The organism is Streptomyces sp. NPDC052773 (assembly GCF_044547145.1).
GTDB lineage: Bacteria > Actinomycetota > Actinomycetes > Streptomycetales > Streptomycetaceae > Streptomyces.
In genome coordinates, this window is record NZ_JBITZX010000008.1 from 37447 (window position 1) to 59947 (window position 22501).

Sequence of the window (22501 nt, forward strand, 5' to 3'; positions counted from 1 at the left end):
GGGCGTGCCCGCAGGGCACTCACCGTCAGTGGGCGGGCACCCGCTGTCAGTGTCCGCTGGCGTCACGTCCGGTCGGTGGCCCGCGCCGCGTCTCGCCGGTGGCCCGTGCCACGTCCGGTCGGTGGCCCGCGCCGCATCATCCGTCTCCGCCCCACCCCCAGCTACGCCGCGCCGCTCCTCGTCGCACGCGCGAGTCCGTCACGGCGCGGGGAGGGGGTCAGGCCCGCTGCGGTCCGCCTCCGTAGCTCCCCCCACCACCCCTGTCCCGTGCCGGGGGCATCAGGCAGCATGTGCTGCATGTCCGTACTCACGCGCGACGAAGCGCAGACCCGTGCCCAGCTCCTCGACGTCCACCGCTACACGATCGACCTCGATCTGACGACCGGGGACGAGACCTTCGACTCCCGTACCGTCATCCGCTTCAGCGCCCGCACGGACGCGGACACCTTCGTCGAGCTCAAGCCCGCCGAGCTGCGCTCCGTCACCCTCGACGGACAGCCCCTCGATCCGGAGACCCTGGACGAGAGCCGCCTGCCCCTGAAGAACCTCACGGCCGGCGAGCACGAGCTGCGGATCGACGCGGCGATGCGCTACTCCCGCACGGGGGAGGGCATGCACCGCTTCACCGACCCCACGGACGGCGAGACATACGTCTACACCCAGCTGTTCATGGACGACGTCCAGCGCGTCTTCGCCGCCTTCGACCAGCCCGACCTCAAAGCCGTCTTCGAGCTGTCGGTGACGGCCCCCGAGAGCTGGACCGTCCTCGCCAACGGCGTCACCGAGCACACCGGCGGCGGCGTGTGGAAGGCGGCCCCCACCCCGCTGATCTCCACCTACCTCGTCGCCGTCGCCGCCGGCCCCTGGCACTCGGTGCGCACCGAACACCGCGGCCTGCCCTTCGGCATCCACTGCCGCCGCTCCCTCGCCCCCCACCTGGACGCGGACGCCGAGGAGATCCTCGAGATCACCCAGCAGTGCTACGACCGCTACCACGAGAAGTTCGAGGAGCCGTACCCCTTCGACTCCTACGACCAGGCGTTCGTCCCCGAGTTCAACGCGGGCGCGATGGAGAACCCCGGACTGGTCACCTTCCGCGACGAGTTCGTCTACCGCTCCGCCGTCACCGACACCGAACGGCAGACCCGCGCGATGGTCATCGCCCACGAGATGGCCCACATGTGGTTCGGCGACCTCGTCACCCTCAAGTGGTGGGACGACATCTGGCTGAACGAGTCCTTCGCCGAGTACATGGGCTACCAGACCCTCACCGAGGCCACCCGCTTCACCGACACCTGGACCGACTTCGGCGTCGTCCGCAAGGCCTGGGGCTACGACGCCGACCAGCGCCCCTCCACCCACCCCGTCGCCCCCGAGGCCGTCGAGGACACCGCCTCCGCGCTCCTCAACTTCGACGGCATCTCCTACGCCAAGGGCGCCTCCGCGCTGCGCCAGCTCGTCACCTGGCTCGGCGAGAAGGACTTCCTCGCCGGCATCAACACCCACTTCGCGCGCCACAAGTTCGCCAACGCCACCCTCGCCGACTTCATCGACTCCCTCGCCTCCGCCACCGAGCGCGACGTCCACGCCTGGGCGGACGCCTGGCTGCGCACGACCGGCGTCGACACCCTCACCCCGCGCGTCACCGTGGGCACCGACGGCACCTGCACCCTCACCGTCGACCGCGTGGGCAGCCGCCCGCACCGCGTCGCCGTCGGCCTGTACGACCTCGACATCGCCGACGAGGGCCGCCTCACCCTGCGCGAACGGGTCGAACTCGACGTCCCGCAGACCGCCCCGCAGCCCATCGGCAAGCGACCCGCCCTGCTGCTGCCCAACGACGGCGACCTCACCTACGCCAAGGTCCGCTTCGACCCGGAGTCCTTCGAAGCGGTGCGCTCCGGCCTGTCCGGGCTGCCCGAACCGCTCGCCCGCGCGGTGGTGTGGAACGCGCTCAGGGACGCCGTCCGCGACGGTGAACTCCCCGCCACGGCCTACCTGGAGGCCGCCCGCGCCCACCTCCCGCGCGAGACCGACCTCGCCCTCGTCCAGGGCGTCCTCGGCTTCGCCACCGTCCAGATCGCCGACCGCTACCTGGCACCCGAGGCCCGCCCGGCCGCCCTCGCCACCCTCGCCGGCCTCTGCCGCGACCTCATCCGCCGCACCGAGGACGGAGACCACCCCGGCCTCCGCCTGATCGCCGTACGGCACTTCATCGACACCGCCGCCCACCCCGACACCATCGCCGCCTGGCTCGCCGACGGCACCGTGCCCGGCGGTCCCGAACTGGACCCCGAACTGCGCTGGCGCATCCTCGGCCGGCTCGCCGTCCTCGGTGCCACCGACGAGGCCGCCATCGCCGCCGAACTGGACCGCGACCCCAGCGCCACCGGCCAGGAGGGCGCCGCCCGCTGCCGCGCCGCGCTGCCCGACGAGGCCGCGAAGGCCAAGGCCTGGGAGGCGATGTTCGCCGGCGACGACCTGTCCAACTACCTCTTCACGGCCACCGCCCAGGGCTTCTGGCAGCCCGAACAGGCCGACCTGGTACGCCCGTACGTGCCCCGTTTCTACGAGGACGCCGTCGCCGTCGCCGCCCGGCGCGGCCCCGCCATCGCCGACGCCGCCGGCCGCTGGGCGTTCCCCGCGCACGCCGTCGACGCCGAGACCCTGGCCCTCGGCGAACAATGCCTGCGCGACGCCGACCCCATCCCCGCCCTGCGCCGCAAGCTCGTCGACCAACTCGACGACCTCGCCCGCGCGTTGCGGGTCCGGGAAGGGAAAGCCGCGTCCTAGGACCGGGGGAGCGGGGCACGGCTGGTCCCACCAGCCGACGCGGGGCACTGCTCGGTCTTCCTGCGCTCGACCGAGCAGGAACCGATCAGTCAGTGCTGCTGAGGACAGGCCGGCCAGGCCCGGCCCGGCCCATCACGGCCGTACCCGGAGGTACCCCCTTTCGAGTGCTGATCCCGTGCTTTTCGGGCGCGCCGTCCGGCCCGCCGCCAAGCTGACCGCATGAGCATGCCGCCCCTCGCCTCCGGCCCCGAAGGTCCCGGCGCGCTGCGGCCGTTGCTCGACACGGTCCTCGCCGCGCTGGCGGAGGGCGGCGGGGCGCGGGGCGGACCCCTGCCGCACGGCGGACCCGGCGCGGTGACCGCGCGGATGCGGGACGCGGTGGGGGAGCCGCTCCCCGACGAGGGCGACCCGGGCGCCCTGCGGCGGCTCGTCCGTGCCCTCGCCGAAGGCGCCGCCGACCCCGCCGACCCGCTCTGCGCCGCCCACCTGCACTGCCCGCCCCTCGCCGTCGCCACCGCCGCCGACCTCGCCGCGAGCGCCCTCAACGCCTCCCTGGACTCCTGGGACCAGGCGCCGTCGGCGTCGGCGCTGGAGGAACTGGTGACCGGCGCGCTGGCCGCCGAGGTCTACCCCGACCGCGGCGGACCCGACTGCCTGGTCACCACCGGCGGCACCGAGTCCAACCACCTCGCCCTGCTGCTCGCCCGCGAGGCGCGCGGCGCGGGGCTGCGGGTGGTGCTCGGGGCGAACGCCCATCACTCGCTCGCCCGGGCGGCCTGGCTGCTGGGCCTGCCCGACCCGGTCGTCGTGCCCGCGCCCGCCGGCGTCCTCGACCCGGCCGCCCTCGACGCCGCCCTCACCTGCCTGCGCGGCCCGCTGCTCGTCGCCGCCACCGCGGGCACCACCGACGCGGGGCTCATCGACCCGCTGCCCCAGATCGCCGCCCGCTGCCGGGCCCACGGCGCCCGGCTGCACGTCGACGCCGCCTACGGTGGCGGGCTGCTGTTCAGCGACCGGTACCGGGAACGGCTCGCCGGACTCGACGCCGCCGATACCGTCACCCTCGACCTGCACAAACTCGGCTGGCAGCCGGTCGCGGCCGGACTGCTCGCGGTACGCGACGCCCGCGACCTCGCCGCCCTGCACCAGCGCGCCGACTACCTCAACGCCGCCGACGACACCGAGGCCGGTCTGCCCGACCTGCTCGGGCGCTCCCTGCGCACCACCCGCCGCGCCGACGTCCTGAAGATCGCCGTCACCCTGAAGACCCTGGGCCGCACGGGCCTCGGCGCCCTCGTCGACCGAGTCTGCGACCGCGCGGCCGCGTTCGCCGACCTCGTCGCCGCCCATCCCGCGTTCGAGCTGTACGACCGCCCCACGATCAGCACGGTCCTGTTCCGGCCCGCCGGGGCCGCGGACGACACCGGAGCCACCCACGGCGCCATGACCTCCGCCGACGACACCGTGGCCGCCGTACGCCGCACCCTCCTCGCCGACGGCCGCGCCGTCCTCGGCCGGGCCCGGCTCGACGGCCGGCTCTGGCTGAAGGCCACCCTCCTCAACCCGCACACCCGGCCCGACGACCTGGCAGCGCTCCTGAAACTGGTGGAAGGACACATCCCCGATGACTCCGGCCCCCGCCCCTGACGGCTCCCGCACCGAGCACCCCGAAGCACCCCGCGACCTGGTCGGCGTCGGCATCGGACCGTTCAACCTCTCCCTCGCCGCCCTCGCCCACCCGCTCGCCGAACTCGACGCCGTCTTCTACGAGCAGCGCCCCGCCTTCGACTGGCACCCCGGTCTGCTTCTCGAGGACGCCACCATCCAGGTGCCGTTCCTCGCCGACCTGGTGACCCTCGCCGACCCCGCCAGCCCCTGGACCTTCCTCAACTACCTCAAGACCCGCGACCGGCTCTTCCCGTTCTACTTCGCCGAGCGCTTCCACATCCGGCGTGCCGAGTACGACGCCTACTGCCGCTGGGTCTCCGAGAACCTGCCCGGTCTGCGCTTCCGCCACCAGGTCGACGCCGTCCGCTGGAACCCCGAGCGGGACGTGTTCGAGGTCGACTTCACCCAGCTCGACGCCGACGGCGAGGCGGAGGCCCTGGGACGGACGTACACCCGCAACGTGGTCCTCGGCATCGGCAGCGAGCCCTACGTCCCCGACCCGCTGCGGCCCCTCGTCGACCTGCCCGGCGTACCCGTCGTGCACGCCGCCGACTACCTGGAGCACCGCGAGGTCTTCCGCGCCGCCGGCCACGTCACCGTCATCGGAGCCGGGCAGTCCGGCGCCGAGATCTTCCTCGACCTGCTCAAGTCCCGCCCGGCCGGTTGCGAGCGACTGCACTGGCTCGGCCGCACCGAGGCGTTCGCGCCCATGGAGTACTCCAGGCTCGGCCTGGAACACTTCACCCCGGACTACGCCCGCTACTTCCACGCCCTCGCCGAACCCGTCCGCGACGGGCTCGTCTCCGCCCAGTGGCAGCTCCACAAGGGCATCGACGCCGGCACCCTCGCCGCGATCCACGACGAGCTGTACCGCCGCACCCTGCACGGCGGCTGGCCCGACGCGGTCCTCACCCCGGGCGTCCGCGTCCGCACCGCCGGCCGGATCGCCACCAGCAAGGTGGAGCTGCACCTGGAACACGTCCAGCAGGGCACCCGCTCCCGGCTCGCCACCGACGCGGTCGTCCTCGCCACCGGCTACCGCGAACGCCCGCTGAACCGGATCCTCGCCGGACTCGACCCCTACCTGCGCCGCGACAGCCGCGACCGCCCCCGCGTGGACGAGGACTTCCGGCTCGTCCTCGACCCGTCGGTGACCGGCTCGGTGTACGTGCAGAACGCCGGGCTCCACGCGCACGGCGTCGGCACCCCCGACCTCGGCCTCGCCGCCTGGCGCAGCGCGTCCATCCTGAACTCGCTCACCGGCAAGGAGCCCTACCCGCTGCCGGGCCGCACCGCGTTCACCACGTTCGGCCTGGAACAGCGAGAGCCCCGGGTCCCGTCCGCGCGGCGCCCGAAGACGCTGACCCCGCTGGCGGACGGGATCCGGGGCCGCTCACTCGCGGACGGTCACTAGAACACCGGCGTGCCGTTCCGCGTCAGCTTCCAGCTCACCGACGCGAAGTCCTTCGGGTCCAGCACACCCTTCGCCGTCACCCACTCGGCGATCCGGGTGCGGATCTCCGTCGACTCCGCCCACAGCTCCGGCGCCGAGGCCACGTGCGGGAACGCGCCGCCGCCGTTGGCGCGGTAGTTGTTCACCGCGAGCACGAACCGCTGCGCGTCGTCCAGCGGGGCTCCGCCGTAGGTGAGGTTCTTGATGCGGGAACCGGCCGGCTGGGCGATGTCGATGTCGTACGACAGACCCGAGACGTAGTCGTAGTTGTAGTCCGGGCGGCCGTTCGCGTTGGTCAGCTTGTTCACGTCGACCGGCGCGTCGGGCGCCGTCTGGACGAAGTACTCCGCCGAGTACTCCAGGTACGCCCGCAGCTGCGCGCCCGTCATCACCTTGGCGACCAGGGTGTTGTCGTAGACATACAGGCTCGACAGGTCCCGGATCGTCACCTCGCCCGCCGGGATCTCGCTGGTCCGGGAGAACGGCGAGGCCTGCGCCAGCACCGGCAGCGAGGCGTGCTCGGTGCCCGCGAGGGCCGCCTTCACCACGTCCTCCTGGACCTTGGTGATCAGGTCGATGATCGGGGCGTCCTTGTAGCGGGCGTCGACCGTCGTCAGGGTCTCGGTGGCGGTGCCGACGACCTGGTTGACGTACGCCACGACCTTGGCGTGCTCGTCGTCGAGCAGCTTGGAGATGTACGGGTGGTCCTCGACCGTGTTCGAGTTGCGCAGCGAGGCCTTGACCGACTCGACCTCCCAGCGGCCCTTGCGGAAGACCAGGTCGAAGTCGAACAGGGTGAGCCGCTCGGCGTAGCACAGCGGCTCCGAGAGGACGACCGCCTTCCCGGTCTGCTCGTTGGTGACCAGAAGCTCCTCGATCTCCACGTGCGCGTGGCCGACCAGGATCGCGTCGATGCCGGGGACCTGCCTCGCCACGTTGGCGGCGGCGTTCTCGACGTACGGCAGCTGGTCGCCGTAGGACGAGGTGCCGGAGGAGCCGCTGTGCGCGGAGACGACGACCACGTCCGCGCCCATGGAGCGCAGCTTCGGCACCCACTTCGCGGCCTGCTCCTCCAGACCGGGGAAGGCCAGCTTGCCCTGGACGTAGGCCTTGTCCCAGATCGCGATGCCCGGGTTGGTCAGGCCGAGCACGGCGACCTTGACCGGCGGCAGGCCCGGCACCTTGAACTTCTTCATGAAGTACGGCGGGAAGGCCGGCCGCAGCGTCTTCGCGTCCACCGCGTTCGCGCCGAGCAGCGGGAAGTCGCACTGCTCCTCGAACTTGCGCAGGGTCTCGATGCCGTAGTTGAACTCGTGGTTGCCGAGCGCCACCGCGTCGTACCCGATGGCGTTCATCGCCTGCGCCATCGGGTGCACCGGGCCGCCCTCGGCGGTGATCGGGTCGACCTTCGCGTAGTAGTACGTCAGCGGGGTGCCCTGGATGGTGTCGCCGGCGTCCAGCAGCAGGGTGTTGCGGCGGCCCTTCTCCTCGCGCACCTGCTCGACCAGCGTGGCGATCCGCGCCAGGCCCTTGGCGTTGCCCTTGGCGTCGGAGTACTCCGCGTCCTTGAAGTAGTCCCAGTTGAAGATGTTGCCGTGCAGGTCGGTGGTGCCCATCACGGTGAAGGAGTACCGCTTGGCCGGCTTGCCGCCCTTCGCCGGGTCCGCCGTCTGCGCGGCCTGCGCGGACGGCGCCGCCACCGCACCGGCGACGGCCACTCCGGCTCCGGTCGCGGCGGATTTCTTCAGGAACTTCCGGCGGTTCAGCCGCATGTCGTGCTCTCCTCGGTGCCACGGTCGATGACGGCGTCGATGACGCGCGTAGACGGACGCGCGTAGATTCTGACCCGTCCATGACGGGCGGCGACAGGTCTTCCAGGTTGCGATCTGGTGACCAAGCCCGCGCATCCCGGGGATCGGTGCCGCGCCGGGATGACAGAGTGGGGCGTATGACCACCGCCGACGCAGCCGAAGTCCAGCCCGCCGTCCCCTACGGGACCCCCGACGCCCCGCGGATCGCCGTCCGCGGCGAGGCCCGTCTCGAGGTCGACCCGGAGATCGCCCGGATCGGCGTCACCGTCAGCGCCCGCGGCCGTGACCGGCGCGCCGCCCTGGAGGACCTGACCCGCCGCAACGCGGCCGTCCTGGAGTTGGTGAAGTCGTACGGCGACGCGGTGGAGCGGCTGGAGACCGGGGCGTTCTCCATCACCCCGGAACTCACCCGGCACGGCAAGGGCGAGCGGGTCCGCACCTACCACGGCGGGGTCCGGATCACCGCCGAGCTGACCGACTTCACGGCGCTCGGCGAACTGACGACCCGCCTCGCCGACTTGGAGCTGACCCGGGTCGACGGCCCCTGGTGGTCCCTGCGCCGGGACTCGCCCGCCTACCGCGAGGCCCGGCAGGAGGCGGTCCGGGAGGCGGTGCAGCGGGCCCGCGAGTACGCGGAGGCGCTGGGCACGACGCTGGCGGCGCTGGTCGAACTCGCCGACATCGGCGCGGAGGCGCCGGCGGCCCCGGCCTATCCGGCGGCTCCGGGGCGGGCCCGGGGCGCGGCCCTCGCGGGTGCCGCGGAGGCGGCCCCGGCGCTCGACCTGGAGCCGCAGCGCCAGCGGGTGTACGCCGCGGTCAACGCCCGCTTCACGATGGCGCCGCCCCGGCTGTAGAAATTGCGGCGCCCGACCGAATGCCGAAAGGATGGTCGAGCGGCAAAGGGGTGAATCGCCGGGAAACGTGCGGGGAAAAGGGGCGCCCGGGAAAAGAGTTGTGGAATTGCTCATCGGAGCGCCCCGCCGCACAATTCAACGCTTGTCAACACCCCTTCATGGGAAGGTGGTTGAGTCGTCACGCCCGGCCAATTTCCTACCGGCGGGTAAGGCCTAGGCTCGAATCATGCGCCGAGCGAAGATCGTTTGCACCCTTGGACCCGCCACCGACTCGTACGACCAGATCAAGGCACTGGTCGACGCCGGAATGGACGTCGCCCGTTTCAACCTCAGCCACGGCGGCCACGCCGAACACGAGGAGCGTTACCGACGGGTGCGCAAGGCCGCCGACGAGACCGGACGCAGCGTCGGCATCCTCGCCGACCTTCAGGGTCCGAAGATCCGGCTCGGCCGTTTCGCAGAGGGACCTGTACTCCTTGAACGCGGCGACACCTTCACCATCACCGTCGAGGACGGCGTCGAGGGCGACCGGCAGTGCTGCGGGACGACGTACAAGGGACTCGCCGCCGACGTCACCCCCGGTGAGCGCATCCTCGTGGACGACGGCAAGGTCAGCTTGGAGGTCACCGCGGTCGACGGGCCCCGGGTGCGCACCACGGTCGTCGAGGGCGGCATGGTCTCCGACCACAAGGGCCTGAACCTGCCCGGCGTCGCGGTCTCGGTGCCCGCCCTGTCCGAGAAGGACGAGGCGGACCTGCGCTGGGCCCTGCGCACCGGCTTCGACGTGATCGCGCTGTCGTTCGTGCGCAGCGGCCGGGACGTCGAGGACGTGCACCGCATCATGGACGAGGAGGGCCGCCGCCTCCCGGTGATCGCCAAGGTCGAGAAGCCGCAGGCGGTGGAGAACATCGAGGACATCGTCGCCGCCTTCGACGGCATCATGGTCGCCCGCGGCGACCTGGGCGTGGAGATGCCGCTGGAGCAGGTGCCGATCGTGCAGAAGCGCGCGATCAAGCTGGCCAAGCGCAACGCCAAGCCGGTGATCGTCGCGACGCAGATGCTCGACTCGATGATCGAGAACTCCCGTCCGACCAGGGCCGAGGCGAGCGATGTCGCCAACGCGGTGATCGACGGCACGGACGCGGTGATGCTGTCCGGCGAGACCAGCGTGGGCAAGTACCCGGTGGAGACGGTCCGGACGATGGCGAGGATCGTGGAGGCCGCCGAGCAGGACATCCTCGCCAAGGGCCTGCCGCCGCTGACCGAGCGCAACAAGCCCCGCACCCAGGGCGGCGCCGTGGCCCGCGCGGCGGCCGAGATGGGCGACTTCCTGGGCGCGAAGTTCCTCGTCGCGTTCACCCAGTCCGGCGACACCGCCCGCCGTCTGTCCCGCTACCGCTCCCCGATCCCGCTGCTCGCCTTCACCCCCGACCCGGCGACGCGCTCGCAGCTCAGCCTGACATGGGGGGTGGAGACCTTCCTCGGTCCGTTCGTGGACTCCACCGACGCCATGGTGGCCCAGGTCGACGAGCTCCTCACGCAGTACGGCCGCTGCCAGAAGGGCGACACGGTCGTGATCACCGCCGGCTCGCCGCCCGGGGTCTCCGGCACGACCAATCTCGTCCATGTGCATCACATCGGCGAGGACCGCGGCGGACGGTAACCAGACGAAGAAAGCGGATGTTCACGAAGCCGTGGACATCCGCTTTTGCGTGACCTTGGAGACTAAGGAAAAGTACCCCGGGTCGGATTCGAACCGACGCTGGATGGTGTTTGAGACCATTGCCTCTACCGCTGGGCTACCGGGGCCCCCTTCAAAAAGAAGGTTGGCGGCTACCCGCCGTGTCCCCACCTTACCGTAGCTGGGTAGGCTCTTGTCAGCAGTACCCCTGCCCGGAACAAGGAGCCCCCGTGACCGCCGAGTCGCCCCAGCCCGTAGACGCGCCCGACGACGACAAGTCGCACGTGCCTCCGCTGACGACCCGAGTCGTCATCGCCGAGGACGAGGCCCTGATCCGGCTCGACCTCAAAGAGATGCTGGAGGAAGAGGGCTACACGGTCGTCGGCGAGGCCGGCGACGGCGAGCAGGCCGTCGAGCTGGCCCGTGAGCACCGGCCGGACCTCGTCATCCTCGACGTGAAGATGCCCAAGCTCGACGGCATCTCCGCGGCCGAGAAGATCACCGAGGAGTCCATCGCCCCGGTGCTGATGCTCACCGCCTTCTCCCAGCGCGACCTGGTCGAGCGGGCCCGCGACGCCGGTGCGATGGCGTACCTGGTGAAGCCGTTCAGCAAGAGCGACGTCGTCCCGGCCATCGAGATGGCCGTCTCGCGGTACACGCAGCTCAAGGAGCTGGAGAAGGAGGTCGCCGACCTCACCCAGCGGCTGGAGACCCGCAAGCTGGTCGACCGCGCCAAGTCGATCCTCCAGACGGAGTACGGCCTGACCGAGCCCGCCGCCTTCCGCTGGATCCAGAAGACCTCCATGGACCGCCGCATGTCCATGCAGCAGGTCGCCGAGGCCGTCATCCAGGACGCCGAGGAGAAGAAGGCCGCCAAGGGCTGAGCCCGGCTGGTCCTGCCTGCGCCTTCATCCGGGCCCGCTCGCCTTCCGTGCCCGCCCAGCTTCCCGGCCCGCTTGGCCCGCCCGGCCCTCCAGCCCGCTGCTGGAGCGGGCGGGCCTTGCTGTTCCCCGGCACCGGGCGCCCGAGGCCTGGATGTCCGGGCGCCCCCGCTCCCGTGCCCCTGTCACCAGCATCCTGGGCACCTGAGTCCCGGGCCCCCGCGCACCGGGGCAGCCGGGCCACCGGGCTCCCGGGCCACCGGGCTCCCGGGTTCCTGGCCTCCAGCCCCCGGGCACCGGGCCGTTCGGCCTCCGGCCACCGAGCCCCGCGCTCCCGGCCCCAGGCACCCGCGCCCCTGTGCCTCCGCGCTCCCGGCCAGCGAGCCACGCGCTCCCGTGCCCCGGCGCCGCCCCCGCTCGCCCGTGCCCCGGCGCCGCCCGCGCTCCGCCCGGCCACTCCCGGTCCCGTACCTCTTAGCCACCCCCCACCCCCACGGCGCCCACCGCTCGCCTCGGCGCACCGCACCCCCAACAGCCTTTGCGCACCGCACGCCACGGCGCCCACCGCTCGCCTCGGCGCACCGCACCCCCAACAGCGTTGGCGCACCGCACCCCAACAGCCTTTGCGCACCCCACTCCCAACAGCGTCGGCGCACCCGCCCCCCACCAGCTCCCATATCCTCACCACCCCCGCACGAGAACCGGCTGACCGCCCCGTACGTCCTGTCCTAGGGTTTCGTCAGTCACAAGGACAGCAAGGGGGAGGAGCCGTGGAACAGTCGCGGACGGCGCTCGCCGAGCGGGTGGCCGAGCGCCGGGCGGGGACAGGGGATCCGCGGGCGCTCGTGGGTGAGATGCGCAGGTCGGTCCTGCTGGTCCCGCTGGCCGATGGCGGTCTGTGGACCGCGCACTCCGGCGGTGTGCGCTGGATCTGCGCCTTCACCGACGAGGCGGCGCTGGCCCGCTTCGCCGAACTCCGGGCACCCGGCGGGCAGCCCATGGAGTACGCCTCGCTGCTGGGCGCCCGCATCGTCGACGAGATCGTGCCGGGCATGGGCGAACCCGCCGGCCTGGCCGTCGACATCGCCACCGAGGACGGGGCGATGTTCTTCCCGCCGGTCACCGGCATCGTGCCGGACGGCGCGGCCGTCGACACCGGCCGGACCGGAGAGGAGCGCGGCGTATGACCGGCGGCGCAGGGGATGTTCAGTTCGGCAACGACGCCGTCACCAGGTTCACCCGGGGACTGGGCAGCACCATCGATCAGCTCGGCGAGGTCGGCGACGCGACCGGCTCGGTCATGGGCAAGGGGTTCTCCGAACTCGCCATGACCGGCATGGAGGCCGGACACCACGGCCTGTCCACCGACTTCGAGGACTTCTGCGAGCGCTGGGAGTGGGGCGTGCGCGCCCTCGTCCACGACGCGAGCGAGATCGCCAACCGTCTCGGCCTCGCCGCGGGCACGCAGTGGGAGCACGACCAGTACGTCCAGGGCGCGCTGAAGGTGGGTGTGAACTCCGTGATGGGCGGCAACCCGCACGCGTCGGAGGAGGAGATCACCCGGCAGGACTGGGGCGACGTCTTCACTCCCGACGCCCTGAACCCGGACTGGAGCGCCGAGTCCTTCGAACGGGCCGGCCAGGACATCTCGCAGACGTGGAAGGACACCGGCCGGGCCGTGCTCACCGAGGGGCAGGGCGGCCAGCGGTCGGAGCTGCTCAGGGACGCGGCGGGCATCTCCGACGACCAGTGGAACCAGGCGCTCGACAACACCTTCGGCCCGTCACCGGAGGAACGCGCGCGGCAGGCCCAGCAGGGTGACAACGGGGGGAACTGAGCGTGGGTATCGGGGGATTCATCAGCGACATCACGCCCGACTCCGTCGAGAACGCGGTCGAGGACGGTGTCGAGTGGGTCGGCAACCGGGTCGAGGACGCCGGCAACTGGACGGCGGACCGGCTGGACGACGTCGGCTGGGAGTCGGGCGCCGACTGGGTGCGCGAGCAGTCCCGTTCGGTCGCCAACCGGCTCGGCGCCGAGGTCGACGAACTGGACCTCGGGCAGACCGAGGACAAGACGAAGCTCGTCTACGGCAGCGCCGCCAAGCTGCGCTCCACCGCCGAGCGGCTGCGCGGCTTCCAGAAGGCGTTCGACAGCGTCGGCGACGGCCTCAAGGGCCTCGACTCGTCCCAGCTCAAGGGCGTCGCGGCCGAGACGCTGCGCACCGTCGTCGGCGACCAGCCGCCCAAGTGGTTCAACGGCGCCGACGCCTGCGAGGAGGCCGCCGCCGCCCTGGAGGCGTTCGCCGGAACGGTCGAGTGGGCGCAGGGGCAGGCCCAGGCGGCGATCGACAAGTGGAAGGAGGGCGTGAAGGCCTCCGAGGAGGCGGCCGACGCCCACCGCAAGAAGGTCGACGACTACAACAAGGCCGTCGAACGCTACAACGCCCAGCCCGCCGACCAGCGTGACCCCGCGAGCCTCCCGCCCCGCCCCGCACAGACGTTCGAGGACCCCGGCAAGAAGCTGATGCAGGAGGCGCAGGACATCCTCGCCGAGGCCCGCAAGCAGCGGAACACCGCGGCCGAGGCCGCCCGCTCCAAGGTCCGCGCCGCCCGTGACCGGGCGCCCGAGAAGCCGTCGTACACCGAGCAGTTGGGCGACGGTTTCCAGGAACTCCAGATCATCGGCGACCACGTCGGCGGCGGCATCATCAAGGGCACCGCCGGCCTGGTCAACTTCGTCCGCAGCGTCAACCCGCTGGACCCGTACAACCTCACGCACCCCGCCGAGTACGCCACCTCCCTCAACAGCCTGGCCTCCGGACTGGTGCTGGCCGCCAACGATCCCTGGGGCACCGGGCGGCAGATGGTCAGCGACTTCATGAAGGACCCGTACGAGGGCTTCGGCCGGCTGCTGCCCGACGTCGCGCTGACCGTGGCCACCGGTGGCGGCGGCGCCGCGGTCAAGGGCGTCCGTATCGCCGAGGACGCCGCCGACGCCGCCCGCGCGCGCACCCTGATCGACGACGCGCCGGACGGCACGCACAACCGCCCGGACGGCGACCGCACCACCGACGGCACCGACCCGGTCGACCTCGCCTCGGGCCGGATGTTCCTGCCCCAGACCGACGTCGAACTGCCCGGCATCCTGCCGTTGACGTTCACGCGGCGCACCGAGTCCGGCAGCACGGCCGGCCGCTTCCTGGGGCCTTCCTGGACGTCCACCGTCGACGAGCGGCTGGAGATCGACCCGGTCGGCGTCGTCCACGTCACCGCCGACGGCCTGCTCATCCCGTACCCGCACCCCGTCCCCGGCGCCCCCACCCGCTCCGAGTCGGGCACCGGGCGCACGCTGCTGACCCGCGACGCGGACGGCGACTACACCATCACCGACCTGGACACCGGCCTGGTGCGCCACTTCACGGCCCCGCCGGGCACCGAGCCCGGCCAGGACGGCGACGCCTGGCTGGCCGGCGTCACCGACCGGGGCGGCCACACCGTCACCGTCGACCGCACCGAGACCGGACTGCCCCTCGCCCTCGTCCACTCGTCCGGCCGCCAGGTGAACGTCACCACCACCGACGGCCGGATCACCGCACTGTCCCTGGCCGGCGCCGGACCGGACGGCACCGACCTGCCCCTGATGGCGTACGGCTACCAGGACGGCAACCTCACGACCGTCACCAAGCCGTCCGGCGCCACCACGACGTTCGTCTACGACGAGCGCCGCCGCGTCACCGCGTGGATCGACTCGAACGGCAGCCGGTACGACTACGCCTACGACGAGCGCGACCGCGTGGTCGCCGAGGGCGGCGAGGCGGGCCACGTCCAGATCACGCTCTCCTACACCGAGCCCGACCCCGAGACCGGCCACCGCACCACCACCCTGACCACCGCCGACGGCGCCGTCACCCGCCATCTGATCGGCCGCGGCTGCCGCGTCCTGGCGACCACGGACCCGCTCGGCCACACCACGCGGTTCAGCTACGACGCGCGCGGCAACATGCTGACCCGCACCGACCCACTGGGCCACACCACGACGTTCGGCTACGACGAGGACGGCCGGCTCGTCTCCGTCACCCACCCGGACGGCGGCGAGGTCCGCGCCGAGCGCGGCGGTCCGCTCGGCCTGCCCACCGAACTGCGCGGCCCGGACGGCGCCCGCTGGCTCCAGGAGTTCGACGAGCGGGGCAACCGCGTCGCCCTCACCGACCCCGCCGGCCACACCGTCCGCTGGACCTACGACGACGCCGGACGCCCGACCTCGGTCACCGACGCCCTCGGCGCCGTCACGACCGTGCGCTGCGACGCCGCCGGTCTGCCCGTGGAGGTGACCGACCCGGCCGGCGGCACCACCCGCCTGGAGCGCGACGCCCTGGGCCGCCTGGTGCGCCTCACCGACCCGGTGGGCGGCGTCACCCGGCTCACCTGGACCGCGGACGGCCGGCTCGCCCGGCGGGAGGCCCCGGGCGGCGTCACGGAGTCGTGGACGTACGACGGCGAGGGCAACTGCCTCACCCACACCGACGCGGCCGGCGGCGTGTCCCGGTTCGAGTACACCCACTTCGACCTGCTCGCCGCCCGCGTCCGCCCCGACGGCGCCCGCTACGAGTTCGAGCACGACGCCGGCCTGCGGCTCACCCGGGTCACCGACCCGCGCGGCCTGACCTGGACCTACGAGTACGACGCGGCCGGCCGGCCGGTCGCCGAGACCGACTTCGACGGCCGTACCGTCCGCTACCGCCTCGACGCCGCCGGCCGGCTCGTGGCGCGCGTCGACCACCTGGGCAACACCCTCTCGTACGCCCACGACGAGCGCGGCCGGGTGATCCGCAAGGAGGCCGGCGGGCGGGTCACCACCTACCTCTACGACCGGGCCGGACGCCTGCTCCAGGCATCCGGCCCCGACAGCGAGCTGATCCGCCGCTACGACCGGCTGGGCCGGCTCAAGACCGAACTCGTCGACGGCCGGGCCGTCGAACACGCCTATGACGTCACCGGCCGCCGCGTCCGCCGCACCACCCCGACCGGCCTCGTCACGACCTACGCCTACGACGCCGCGGGCCGGCCCACCCGAGTGGTCACCGGCGGCCGTGAGGTCACCTTCACCCACGACGCGGCGGGCCGGGAACTGGAGCGCGTCTTCGGCGACGGCCTCTCCCTCACCTCCGCCTGGGACGAGGCCGGGCGGCTGGCCGAGCAGCACCTCACGGCCGGTTCCCGCGACCTGAACACCCGCTCCTACGGCTACCGCGCCGACGGTTACCTCACCGAGATCGCCGACCGGCTCTCCGGCGTCCGCACCTTCACGCTCGACCCGGTCGGCCGGGTCACCGCCGTCCACGCCCAGGGCTGGACCGAGCGGTACGCCTACGACGCGTCCGGCAACCAGACCGAGGCCGCGTGGCCCTCCTCCCACCCCGGCCACGAGGCCGCCGGACCCCGCGCCTACACCGGCACCGCCCTCAGCCGGGCCGGCCAGGTCCGCTTCGAGTACGACGCGCTCGGCCGGGTCGTGCTGCGGCAGAAGACCCGGCTCTCCCGCAAACCCGACACCTGGCGCTACGAGTGGGACGCCGAGGACCGCCTCACCGGCGTGACCACCCCCGACGGCACCCGCTGGCGCTACCGCTACGACCCGCTGGGCCGCCGTACCGTCAAACAGCGCCTGGCCGACGACGGCGAGACCGTCGCCGAGGAGGTGCGCTTCACCTGGGACGGCACCACGCTGTGCGAACAGACCACCGTCGGTGCCGAGTTGCCGAACCCGGTGGTGCTGACCTGGGACCACCGCGGCCTCGCCCCCCTCGCCCAGACGGAACGCATCCTGTCCGCGGACGCCCGGCAGGAGGAGATCGACCGGCGCTTCTTCGCCATCGCCACCGATCTGATCGGCGCCCCCACCGAACTCGTCGACGAGTCCGGCGACATCGCCTGGCGGACCCGCGCGACCCTCTGGGGCACCACCGCGTGGACCCGGTCCAGCACCGCGTACACCCCCCTGCGTTTCCCCGGCCAGTACTACGACGCCGAGACCGGCCTCCACTACAACCTGCACCGGTACTACGACCCCGAGACCGGCCGCTACACCACGCCCGACCCGCTGGGCCTCGGACCGGCGCCGAACCCGGTCGGCTATGTGCACAACCCGCACACTGTCTGCGACCCCCTCGGCCTGTCGCCGTACCCGAACGACGGCGACGGACCCAAGATCGGCGAGTACACGTCCCAGGGCGAGGGCAAGGACCTCAAGCGGACGGCCATGGTCGGCGACGACCAGTGGCACTTCAACACCGGCCACGGCTACGACCGCGAGCACACCGGTCCCGGCGGGGTGAAGAACGATCTGCGCACGACGAACCTGAACCCCGACCAGATCGAACAGGCGATCGTCTCCGATGTGTACAAGTACATCGAGAACGGCGGGACCGTGCCCACCCCGGGACCGGGATTCACGGGGCCGCTCGAGCGGTCGGTCCATATCGACGGGCACGATGTGGGGTACCGCGTCATCCACCGGCCCGACGGGGCCTACCAGCTGTCCACGTACTGGCTCAACTGACCACTGTTCGAGAAGGAATCCGAGAAGAGGACATGTCCGATCTGATCCCCGTGGCCCGACGCCTCGGCCAGACCCTCGACGAGGCCGGCGCCGAGAGCCGGCAGGTCCGGGACGCCGTCAGGGACTTCGTCGAGACGGTCACGTTCGCGACCGCCGACGAGATCCGCGCGATGCTGAGGGAAGTCCTCACCGAGGACTGGATGGCCCTGCCGCCGTGGGCCCGCAACCTCGCCTACCGGCTGGCCTGCCTCCAGCGTCCGGACGACCCCGAACTGCTCCGCGAGGCCGCCGCCGACCTGCTGTGCTTCGGCCCGGACTGGGACGAGCAGGCCGAGGAGCTCAAGCGGCGGGCCGCCGAGCTGGACTAGCGCACGGCAGAAAAAAGGACCGCCGCCTCCCCACGGGGGGAAGCGGCGGTCCTCCGTTGCGAGGTTCTAGTCCTCGCCCAGGTACGCCTTGCGCACCGACTCGTCGTGCAGCAGGTCCTGGCCCGTGCCCGACAGGACGATCTTGCCGACCTCCATGACATGGCCGTGGTCGGCCAGCGAGAGCGCGGCCTGGGCGTTCTGCTCGATGAGCAGAATCGTCGTGCCCTGCGACTTCAGCTCCTGGATGGTCGCCATGATCTTCTGCATCATGATCGGCGACAGACCCATGGAGGGCTCGTCGAGCATGAGCAGCTTCGGCCGGGACATCAGCGCCCTGCCCATGGCGAGCATCTGCTGCTCACCGCCGGAGAGGGTGCCCGCGGCCTGCTTGCGCCTCTCCCCGAGGATGGGGAACAGGTCGTAGGCGCGCTGGATGTCCTTCTCGATGCCCTCCTTGTCGGTGCGCAGGAACGCGCCGAGGCGGAGGTTGTCCTCGATCGTCATCCGGGGGAAGATGTGCCGCCCCTCGGGGGAGTGGGCGAGGCCCAGCGAGACGACCTTGTGGGCGGGGACCTTCTTCAGCGACTTGCCGTCGAACCGGATCTCGCCGGAGACCGGCGTGAGCAGCCCGGACAGCGTCCGCAGGGTGGTGGTCTTGCCCGCGCCGTTGGTGCCGATGAGGGTGACGACCTCGCCCGCGTTCACCTTGAACGAGATGCCCTTGACGGCCTCGATCTTGCCGTAGGCGACCCTGAGGTCCTCGACCTCCAGCAGAGCGGTCACTTGTCGTCCCCTTCCGTGGTGCTGTGCGCCTCGGCCTCGGCGGCTTCGACCTCCGCGACCTCCTCCTTGCCCGGCGCGCCCTCGAAGGGCGTGCCCAGGTAGGCGGCGATGACGCGCTCGTCGGCCTGGACGACCTCGGCGGGGCCCTCGACGATCTTCTCGCCCTGGACCAGCACGGCGACCCGGTCGCACAGGTTCATGATGAACCGGATGTCGTGCTCGATGACGAGGATGGCGATGCCCTTCTCCCGGATCGCGAAGATCAGCTCCTCCGCGGCCCGGGTCTCCTGCGGGTTCATGCCGGCGGTCGGCTCGTCCAGCAGGAGCAGACCCGGCTCGCTCGCCAGCGCCCGGGCGATCTCCAGCTTGCGCTGCTCGCCGTAGGGCAGGTTGCGGGCGAGGTGGTCGGCCTTGGCGGCCAGGCCGGTGAACTCCAGGAGCTCCATGGCCCGTTCGCGCGACTCCTGCTCGGCCTTCTTGAAGCCGGGCAGCCGCAGCAGGGCCGACCAGAGGCCTTCCTTGGTGCGGGTGTGCCGTCCGACCAGCACGTTCTCCAGAACGGTCATGTTGGCGAAGAGCCGGATGTTCTGGAACGTACGGGCGATGCCGGCCTGGGTGACCAGGTGCGGCTTGGGCGGCAGGACGGTGCCCTTGTAGGAGACCTTGCCCTCGGTCGGCACGTAGAGGCCGGTGAGGCAGTTGAAGAAGGTCGTCTTCCCGGCGCCGTTGGGGCCGATGAGGCCGACGATCTCTCCGCTGTTCACGGTGAGGTCGACGCCGCGCACGGCGGTCAGGCCGCCGAAGCGCATGGTGACGCCGCTGGCGTCGAGCACCGTCGTGCTGGTGGGTGCGGTCGTGGTGGTGGTCATGGCGGTCACGCCCCTGCCTTCGCGACGCCGGTCGCGCCGTCGGGGAGCGGCTTGTCGTCCGGTACGTCGAGCTGTCCGGTCTCGTGGAATTCGAGCTGCTTCCTGCGGTCGGCGACCAGGCCCTCGGGCCGGAAGCGCATCAGGAGCATCAGCGCGATGCCGAAGAGGAGCAGCTGGTACTCCGCCATGAACTGGAGCTTGGCGGGGATCAGGTAGAGCAGCGCGGCGCCGATCAGCGGGCCGCTGATGGTGCCCATGCCGCCGAGGATGACGGCGGCGAGCAGGAAGGCCGAGTTCGGCGGCACGGAACCGGCGAACTGGTACTGCTCGGGGGTGACGCTGTACGACACGTGCGCCTGGACGGTGCCGGCGAGGCCGGCGAGGCACGCGCCGAGCGCGAAGGCCAGCAGCTTCAGGCGGAAGCCGTTGATGCCCATCGCGGTGGCGGCGGTCTCGTCCTCGCGGATGGCGACCCACGCGCGGCCGATGCGGGACTCCGCGGAGCGGCGGAAGACCAGCACGACGACGGCCGTGAACACCAGCATCAGCAGGTAGTAGTTGCCGGAACGGGTCAGCTCGTGGCCCAGGACGTTGTGCGGCAGGCCCAGGTTGAACCCGAAGATCTCCAGGTCGGGGATGTTCGGGATGCCGTTGGAGCCGTTGGTGACGTCCGGACCGCTGTTGCCGTTCAGGTTGTTCATGGTGATGCGGAAGATCTCACCGAAACCGAGCGTCACGATGGCGAGGTAGTCGCCGCGCAGCCGCAGGGTCGGGGCACCGATCACCACGCCGAAGACCAGCGAGGCGAGGGCACCGGTGAGGACGGCCGCCCAGAACGGGAAGTGGACGCCGATGGTCGACTGCGGGGAGCCGGAGACCAGGGCGGCGGCGTAGGCGCCGACGCCGAGGAAGGCGACGTAACCGAGGTCGAGCAGACCGGCGAGGCCGACGACCACGTTCAGACCCAGCGCGACGGTCGCGAAGATGAGGATGTTCGCGCCGATCAGGGCGAACTGATCGTTCGTCTGGGTGAACGGGAAGCAGATCGCCGCGACGAACGCCGCCGCCAGGGCCACGTTGCGGTGCTTGGCGGTGAGCGCAGAGAGCCGCTTGAGCAGACCCGCGCGGGTGACGGCGGTGAAACCGAACCCGGCGACGATCAGGAAGCCGATGAACAGCTCGGAGTACTCGGTGCCGATGCCGTACGCGAAGACGTACAGACCGACGCCGAAGCCCGCGGCGATGATCAGGATCTCCGCCCAGGAGGGCAGCTCCTTGGCCCGGGCCGGCTCGGGAGCGGTCAGCGCGTGGCGGATACGGCCCCACAGGCTCGGGTTCGGGTCGCCCGCGTCGTACGGCTGGTCGACCGGGAGGCCGAGGGCGCCGATCACGGCGATCAGGGCGCCCACGCCGGAGACCCAGGCGCCGGGCTCCAGGTTGACCAGGCCGCCCAGCTCGTAGGAGATCGCGCCGAGGGCGTAGCCGGTGGTGCCGAGGACGCCGAGGGCGCTCAGCAGGACAGGGCTGTTGGTGCCGCCCGGGGTGAGCCAGCGCAGGCCCTTGACGCCGTAGCCGGAGACGGCGAACAGCAGGGTGAGCAGTGCTCCCACGAGCGTGAGCACCTGGAGGCCGCCGGGGTAGCCGGTGACCGTGAGGTTGCCGGGGAACTCCTCGGTCCAGGTCCAGGCGAGGAAGGTGCCGGCCAGGGCGACCGCGGAGCCGGCGAGGGTGATCGCGCGGGCCGCGGCGGGCGGCAGCGGGACGACCGGAGTGGCCGGGGCGGTGGACACCTTGGTGGTGTCGACGGTGGTGTCGGTGGTCTTCGTCATGGGTATCACGCCCGATCCGCGACGCGTTCGCCGAGCAGGCCCTGTGGCCTGAAGAGCAGGACGAGGATGAGCAGGCTGAACGCCCACACGTCCTTCCAGGCGCCGCCGCCGAACAGCTCCATGCCGGGGATGTCACCGATGTAGCCGGTGGCGAGGGACTCGGCGACGCCGAGCACGAGGCCGCCGAGCATGGCGCCGTAGATGTTGCCGATGCCGCCGAGCACGGCGGCGGTGAAGGCCTTGAGGCCCATCAGGAAGCCCATCCGGAAGCCGACCTGGCCGTTCTTCAGGCCGTAGGCGACCGCGGCGATGGCGGCGAACGCGGCACCGATGGCGAAGGCCATCACGATGATGCGGTCGGTGTTGATGCCCATCAGCTTGGCCGTGTCCGGGTCCTGGGCGGTGGCCTGCATACCGCGGCCGGAGCGGGTCTTCGTCACGAAGAGGCCCAGGGCGACCATGCACAGCGGGGCGGCGATCAGCACGAAGAGGTCACCGCGCTGGATGTTGGCGCCGAGGATGTCGATGGGGTCGCCGTCGAACTGCGGGAAGGGGACGTCCTTCTTGGCGTCCGGGTACCACATCCACACGACCTGCTGGAGGACGATGGACAGACCGATGGCGGTGATCAGGGGCGCCAGCCGTGGCGCGGTGCGCAGCGGCCGGTAGGCGAACCGTTCCGCCGCGGTGGCGACCGCGACCGAGACGACGATGCCACCGACGATCATGAGCGGGACGGCGGCGCCGAGGGCGAAGCCTTCGGGGAGTATGAGCCAGACGGTCAGGGCCCCGAAGCCCCCGACCATGAAGATCTCGCCGTGGGCGAAGTTGATGAGCTGGACGATGCCGTAGACCATCGTGTAGCCGATCGCGATGAGTCCGTACATCGCGCCGAGGATGAGTCCATTGGCCAGCTGTTGCGGCAGTTCGTTCACCGCAGGGCCTCCGTG

15 protein-coding genes and 1 tRNA gene are annotated in these 22501 nt (G+C 71.8%); 10 read left to right on the forward strand and 6 right to left on the reverse strand.

The features are described from left to right. Nucleotides 1-297: 297 nt before the first annotated feature. The 3 genes from pepN (at nucleotide 298) to ACIG0D_RS19155 (ending at nucleotide 5875) form a co-directional block, all read left to right on the forward strand. Nucleotides 298-2793, forward strand: a complete 2496-nt coding sequence (pepN, locus tag ACIG0D_RS19145; RefSeq protein ID WP_399802072.1) for an aminopeptidase N — start codon at nucleotides 298-300, stop codon at nucleotides 2791-2793. Nucleotides 2794-3012: 219 nt separating this feature from the next. Beyond that, nucleotides 3013-4440: a pyridoxal phosphate-dependent decarboxylase family protein gene (locus ACIG0D_RS19150; RefSeq protein ID WP_399802075.1), complete on the forward strand. Its 1428-nt coding sequence runs from the start codon at nucleotides 3013-3015 to the stop codon at nucleotides 4438-4440. After that, nucleotides 4418-5875 carry a lysine N(6)-hydroxylase/L-ornithine N(5)-oxygenase family protein gene (locus ACIG0D_RS19155; protein WP_399802077.1) on the forward strand — a complete coding sequence of 486 codons (1458 nt, stop codon included), beginning with the start codon at nucleotides 4418-4420 and terminating at the stop codon, nucleotides 5873-5875. The genes ACIG0D_RS19150 and ACIG0D_RS19155 overlap by 23 nt, the downstream gene beginning before the upstream one ends. Here the strand turns inward: ACIG0D_RS19155 and ACIG0D_RS19160 are convergent. Beyond that, on the reverse strand, nucleotides 5872-7686 hold the full coding sequence (locus ACIG0D_RS19160; RefSeq protein ID WP_399802080.1) for a bifunctional metallophosphatase/5'-nucleotidase: 1815 nt from the start codon (nucleotides 7684-7686) through the stop codon (nucleotides 5872-5874). The two genes, ACIG0D_RS19155 and ACIG0D_RS19160, sit on opposite strands and share 4 nt — an antisense overlap. A gap of 176 nt (nucleotides 7687-7862) precedes the next feature. On the opposite strand from ACIG0D_RS19160, the gene ACIG0D_RS19165 reads away from it, so the two are divergent. Together ACIG0D_RS19165 and pyk are read left to right on the forward strand one after the other, a co-directional pair. After that, nucleotides 7863-8579, forward strand: a complete 717-nt coding sequence (locus tag ACIG0D_RS19165) for an SIMPL domain-containing protein (RefSeq protein WP_399802082.1) — start codon at nucleotides 7863-7865, stop codon at nucleotides 8577-8579. Nucleotides 8580-8805: 226 nt separating this feature from the next. Then, on the forward strand, nucleotides 8806-10242 hold the full coding sequence (gene pyk, locus ACIG0D_RS19170; RefSeq protein ID WP_399802085.1) for a pyruvate kinase: 1437 nt from the start codon (nucleotides 8806-8808) through the stop codon (nucleotides 10240-10242). 73 nt (nucleotides 10243-10315) lie between these two features. On the opposite strand, the gene ACIG0D_RS19175 is transcribed toward pyk, so the two are convergent. Beyond that, nucleotides 10316-10388: transfer RNA gene (locus ACIG0D_RS19175), tRNA-Leu, on the reverse strand. A gap of 102 nt (nucleotides 10389-10490) precedes the next feature. Here ACIG0D_RS19175 and ACIG0D_RS19180 point away from each other — a divergent pair. The 5 genes from ACIG0D_RS19180 (at nucleotide 10491) to ACIG0D_RS19200 (ending at nucleotide 18070) form a co-directional block, all read left to right on the forward strand. Beyond that, nucleotides 10491-11144 (forward strand): ANTAR domain-containing response regulator, encoded by a 654-nt coding sequence (locus ACIG0D_RS19180; protein ID WP_073942773.1) that lies wholly within the window; start codon nucleotides 10491-10493, stop codon nucleotides 11142-11144. A gap of 767 nt (nucleotides 11145-11911) precedes the next feature. After that, complete coding sequence (locus ACIG0D_RS19185; protein ID WP_399802088.1) at nucleotides 11912-12328, forward strand: hypothetical protein; 417 nt, start codon at nucleotides 11912-11914, stop codon at nucleotides 12326-12328. Further along, nucleotides 12325-12978: a hypothetical protein gene (locus ACIG0D_RS19190; protein WP_399802090.1), complete on the forward strand. Its 654-nt coding sequence runs from the start codon at nucleotides 12325-12327 to the stop codon at nucleotides 12976-12978. Before ACIG0D_RS19185 ends, ACIG0D_RS19190 begins: the two co-directional genes overlap by 4 nt. Nucleotides 12979-12980: 2 nt before the next feature. Continuing rightward, the gene (locus tag ACIG0D_RS19195; RefSeq protein WP_399802093.1) at nucleotides 12981-17702 is read left to right on the forward strand and encodes a putative T7SS-secreted protein; all 4722 of its coding nucleotides are present in this window, start codon (nucleotides 12981-12983) and stop codon (nucleotides 17700-17702) included. Nucleotides 17703-17734: 32 nt separating this feature from the next. Continuing rightward, nucleotides 17735-18070: a hypothetical protein gene (locus ACIG0D_RS19200; protein WP_399802095.1), complete on the forward strand. Its 336-nt coding sequence runs from the start codon at nucleotides 17735-17737 to the stop codon at nucleotides 18068-18070. Nucleotides 18071-18136: 66 nt separating this feature from the next. Here the strand turns inward: ACIG0D_RS19200 and ACIG0D_RS19205 are convergent, their stop codons facing one another. Genes ACIG0D_RS19205 through ACIG0D_RS19220 form a run of 4 tightly spaced genes read right to left on the reverse strand, consistent with a single transcriptional unit; the run spans nucleotide 18137 to nucleotide 22486 of the window. Beyond that, complete coding sequence (locus tag ACIG0D_RS19205) at nucleotides 18137-18853, reverse strand: ABC transporter ATP-binding protein (RefSeq protein ID WP_399802097.1); 717 nt, start codon at nucleotides 18851-18853, stop codon at nucleotides 18137-18139. After that, on the reverse strand, nucleotides 18850-19722 hold the full coding sequence (locus ACIG0D_RS19210; RefSeq protein ID WP_399802099.1) for an ABC transporter ATP-binding protein: 873 nt from the start codon (nucleotides 19720-19722) through the stop codon (nucleotides 18850-18852). Before ACIG0D_RS19210 ends, ACIG0D_RS19205 begins: the two co-directional genes overlap by 4 nt. Before the next feature lie 5 nt (nucleotides 19723-19727). Beyond that, the gene (locus ACIG0D_RS19215; protein ID WP_399802102.1) at nucleotides 19728-21551 is read right to left on the reverse strand and encodes a branched-chain amino acid ABC transporter permease; all 1824 of its coding nucleotides are present in this window, start codon (nucleotides 21549-21551) and stop codon (nucleotides 19728-19730) included. A 5-nt stretch (nucleotides 21552-21556) separates the two neighbouring features. Then, nucleotides 21557-22486, reverse strand: coding sequence for a branched-chain amino acid ABC transporter permease (locus tag ACIG0D_RS19220; protein WP_399802105.1), 930 nt, complete (start codon nucleotides 22484-22486; stop codon nucleotides 21557-21559). Between the last annotated feature and the right edge of the window lie 15 nt (nucleotides 22487-22501).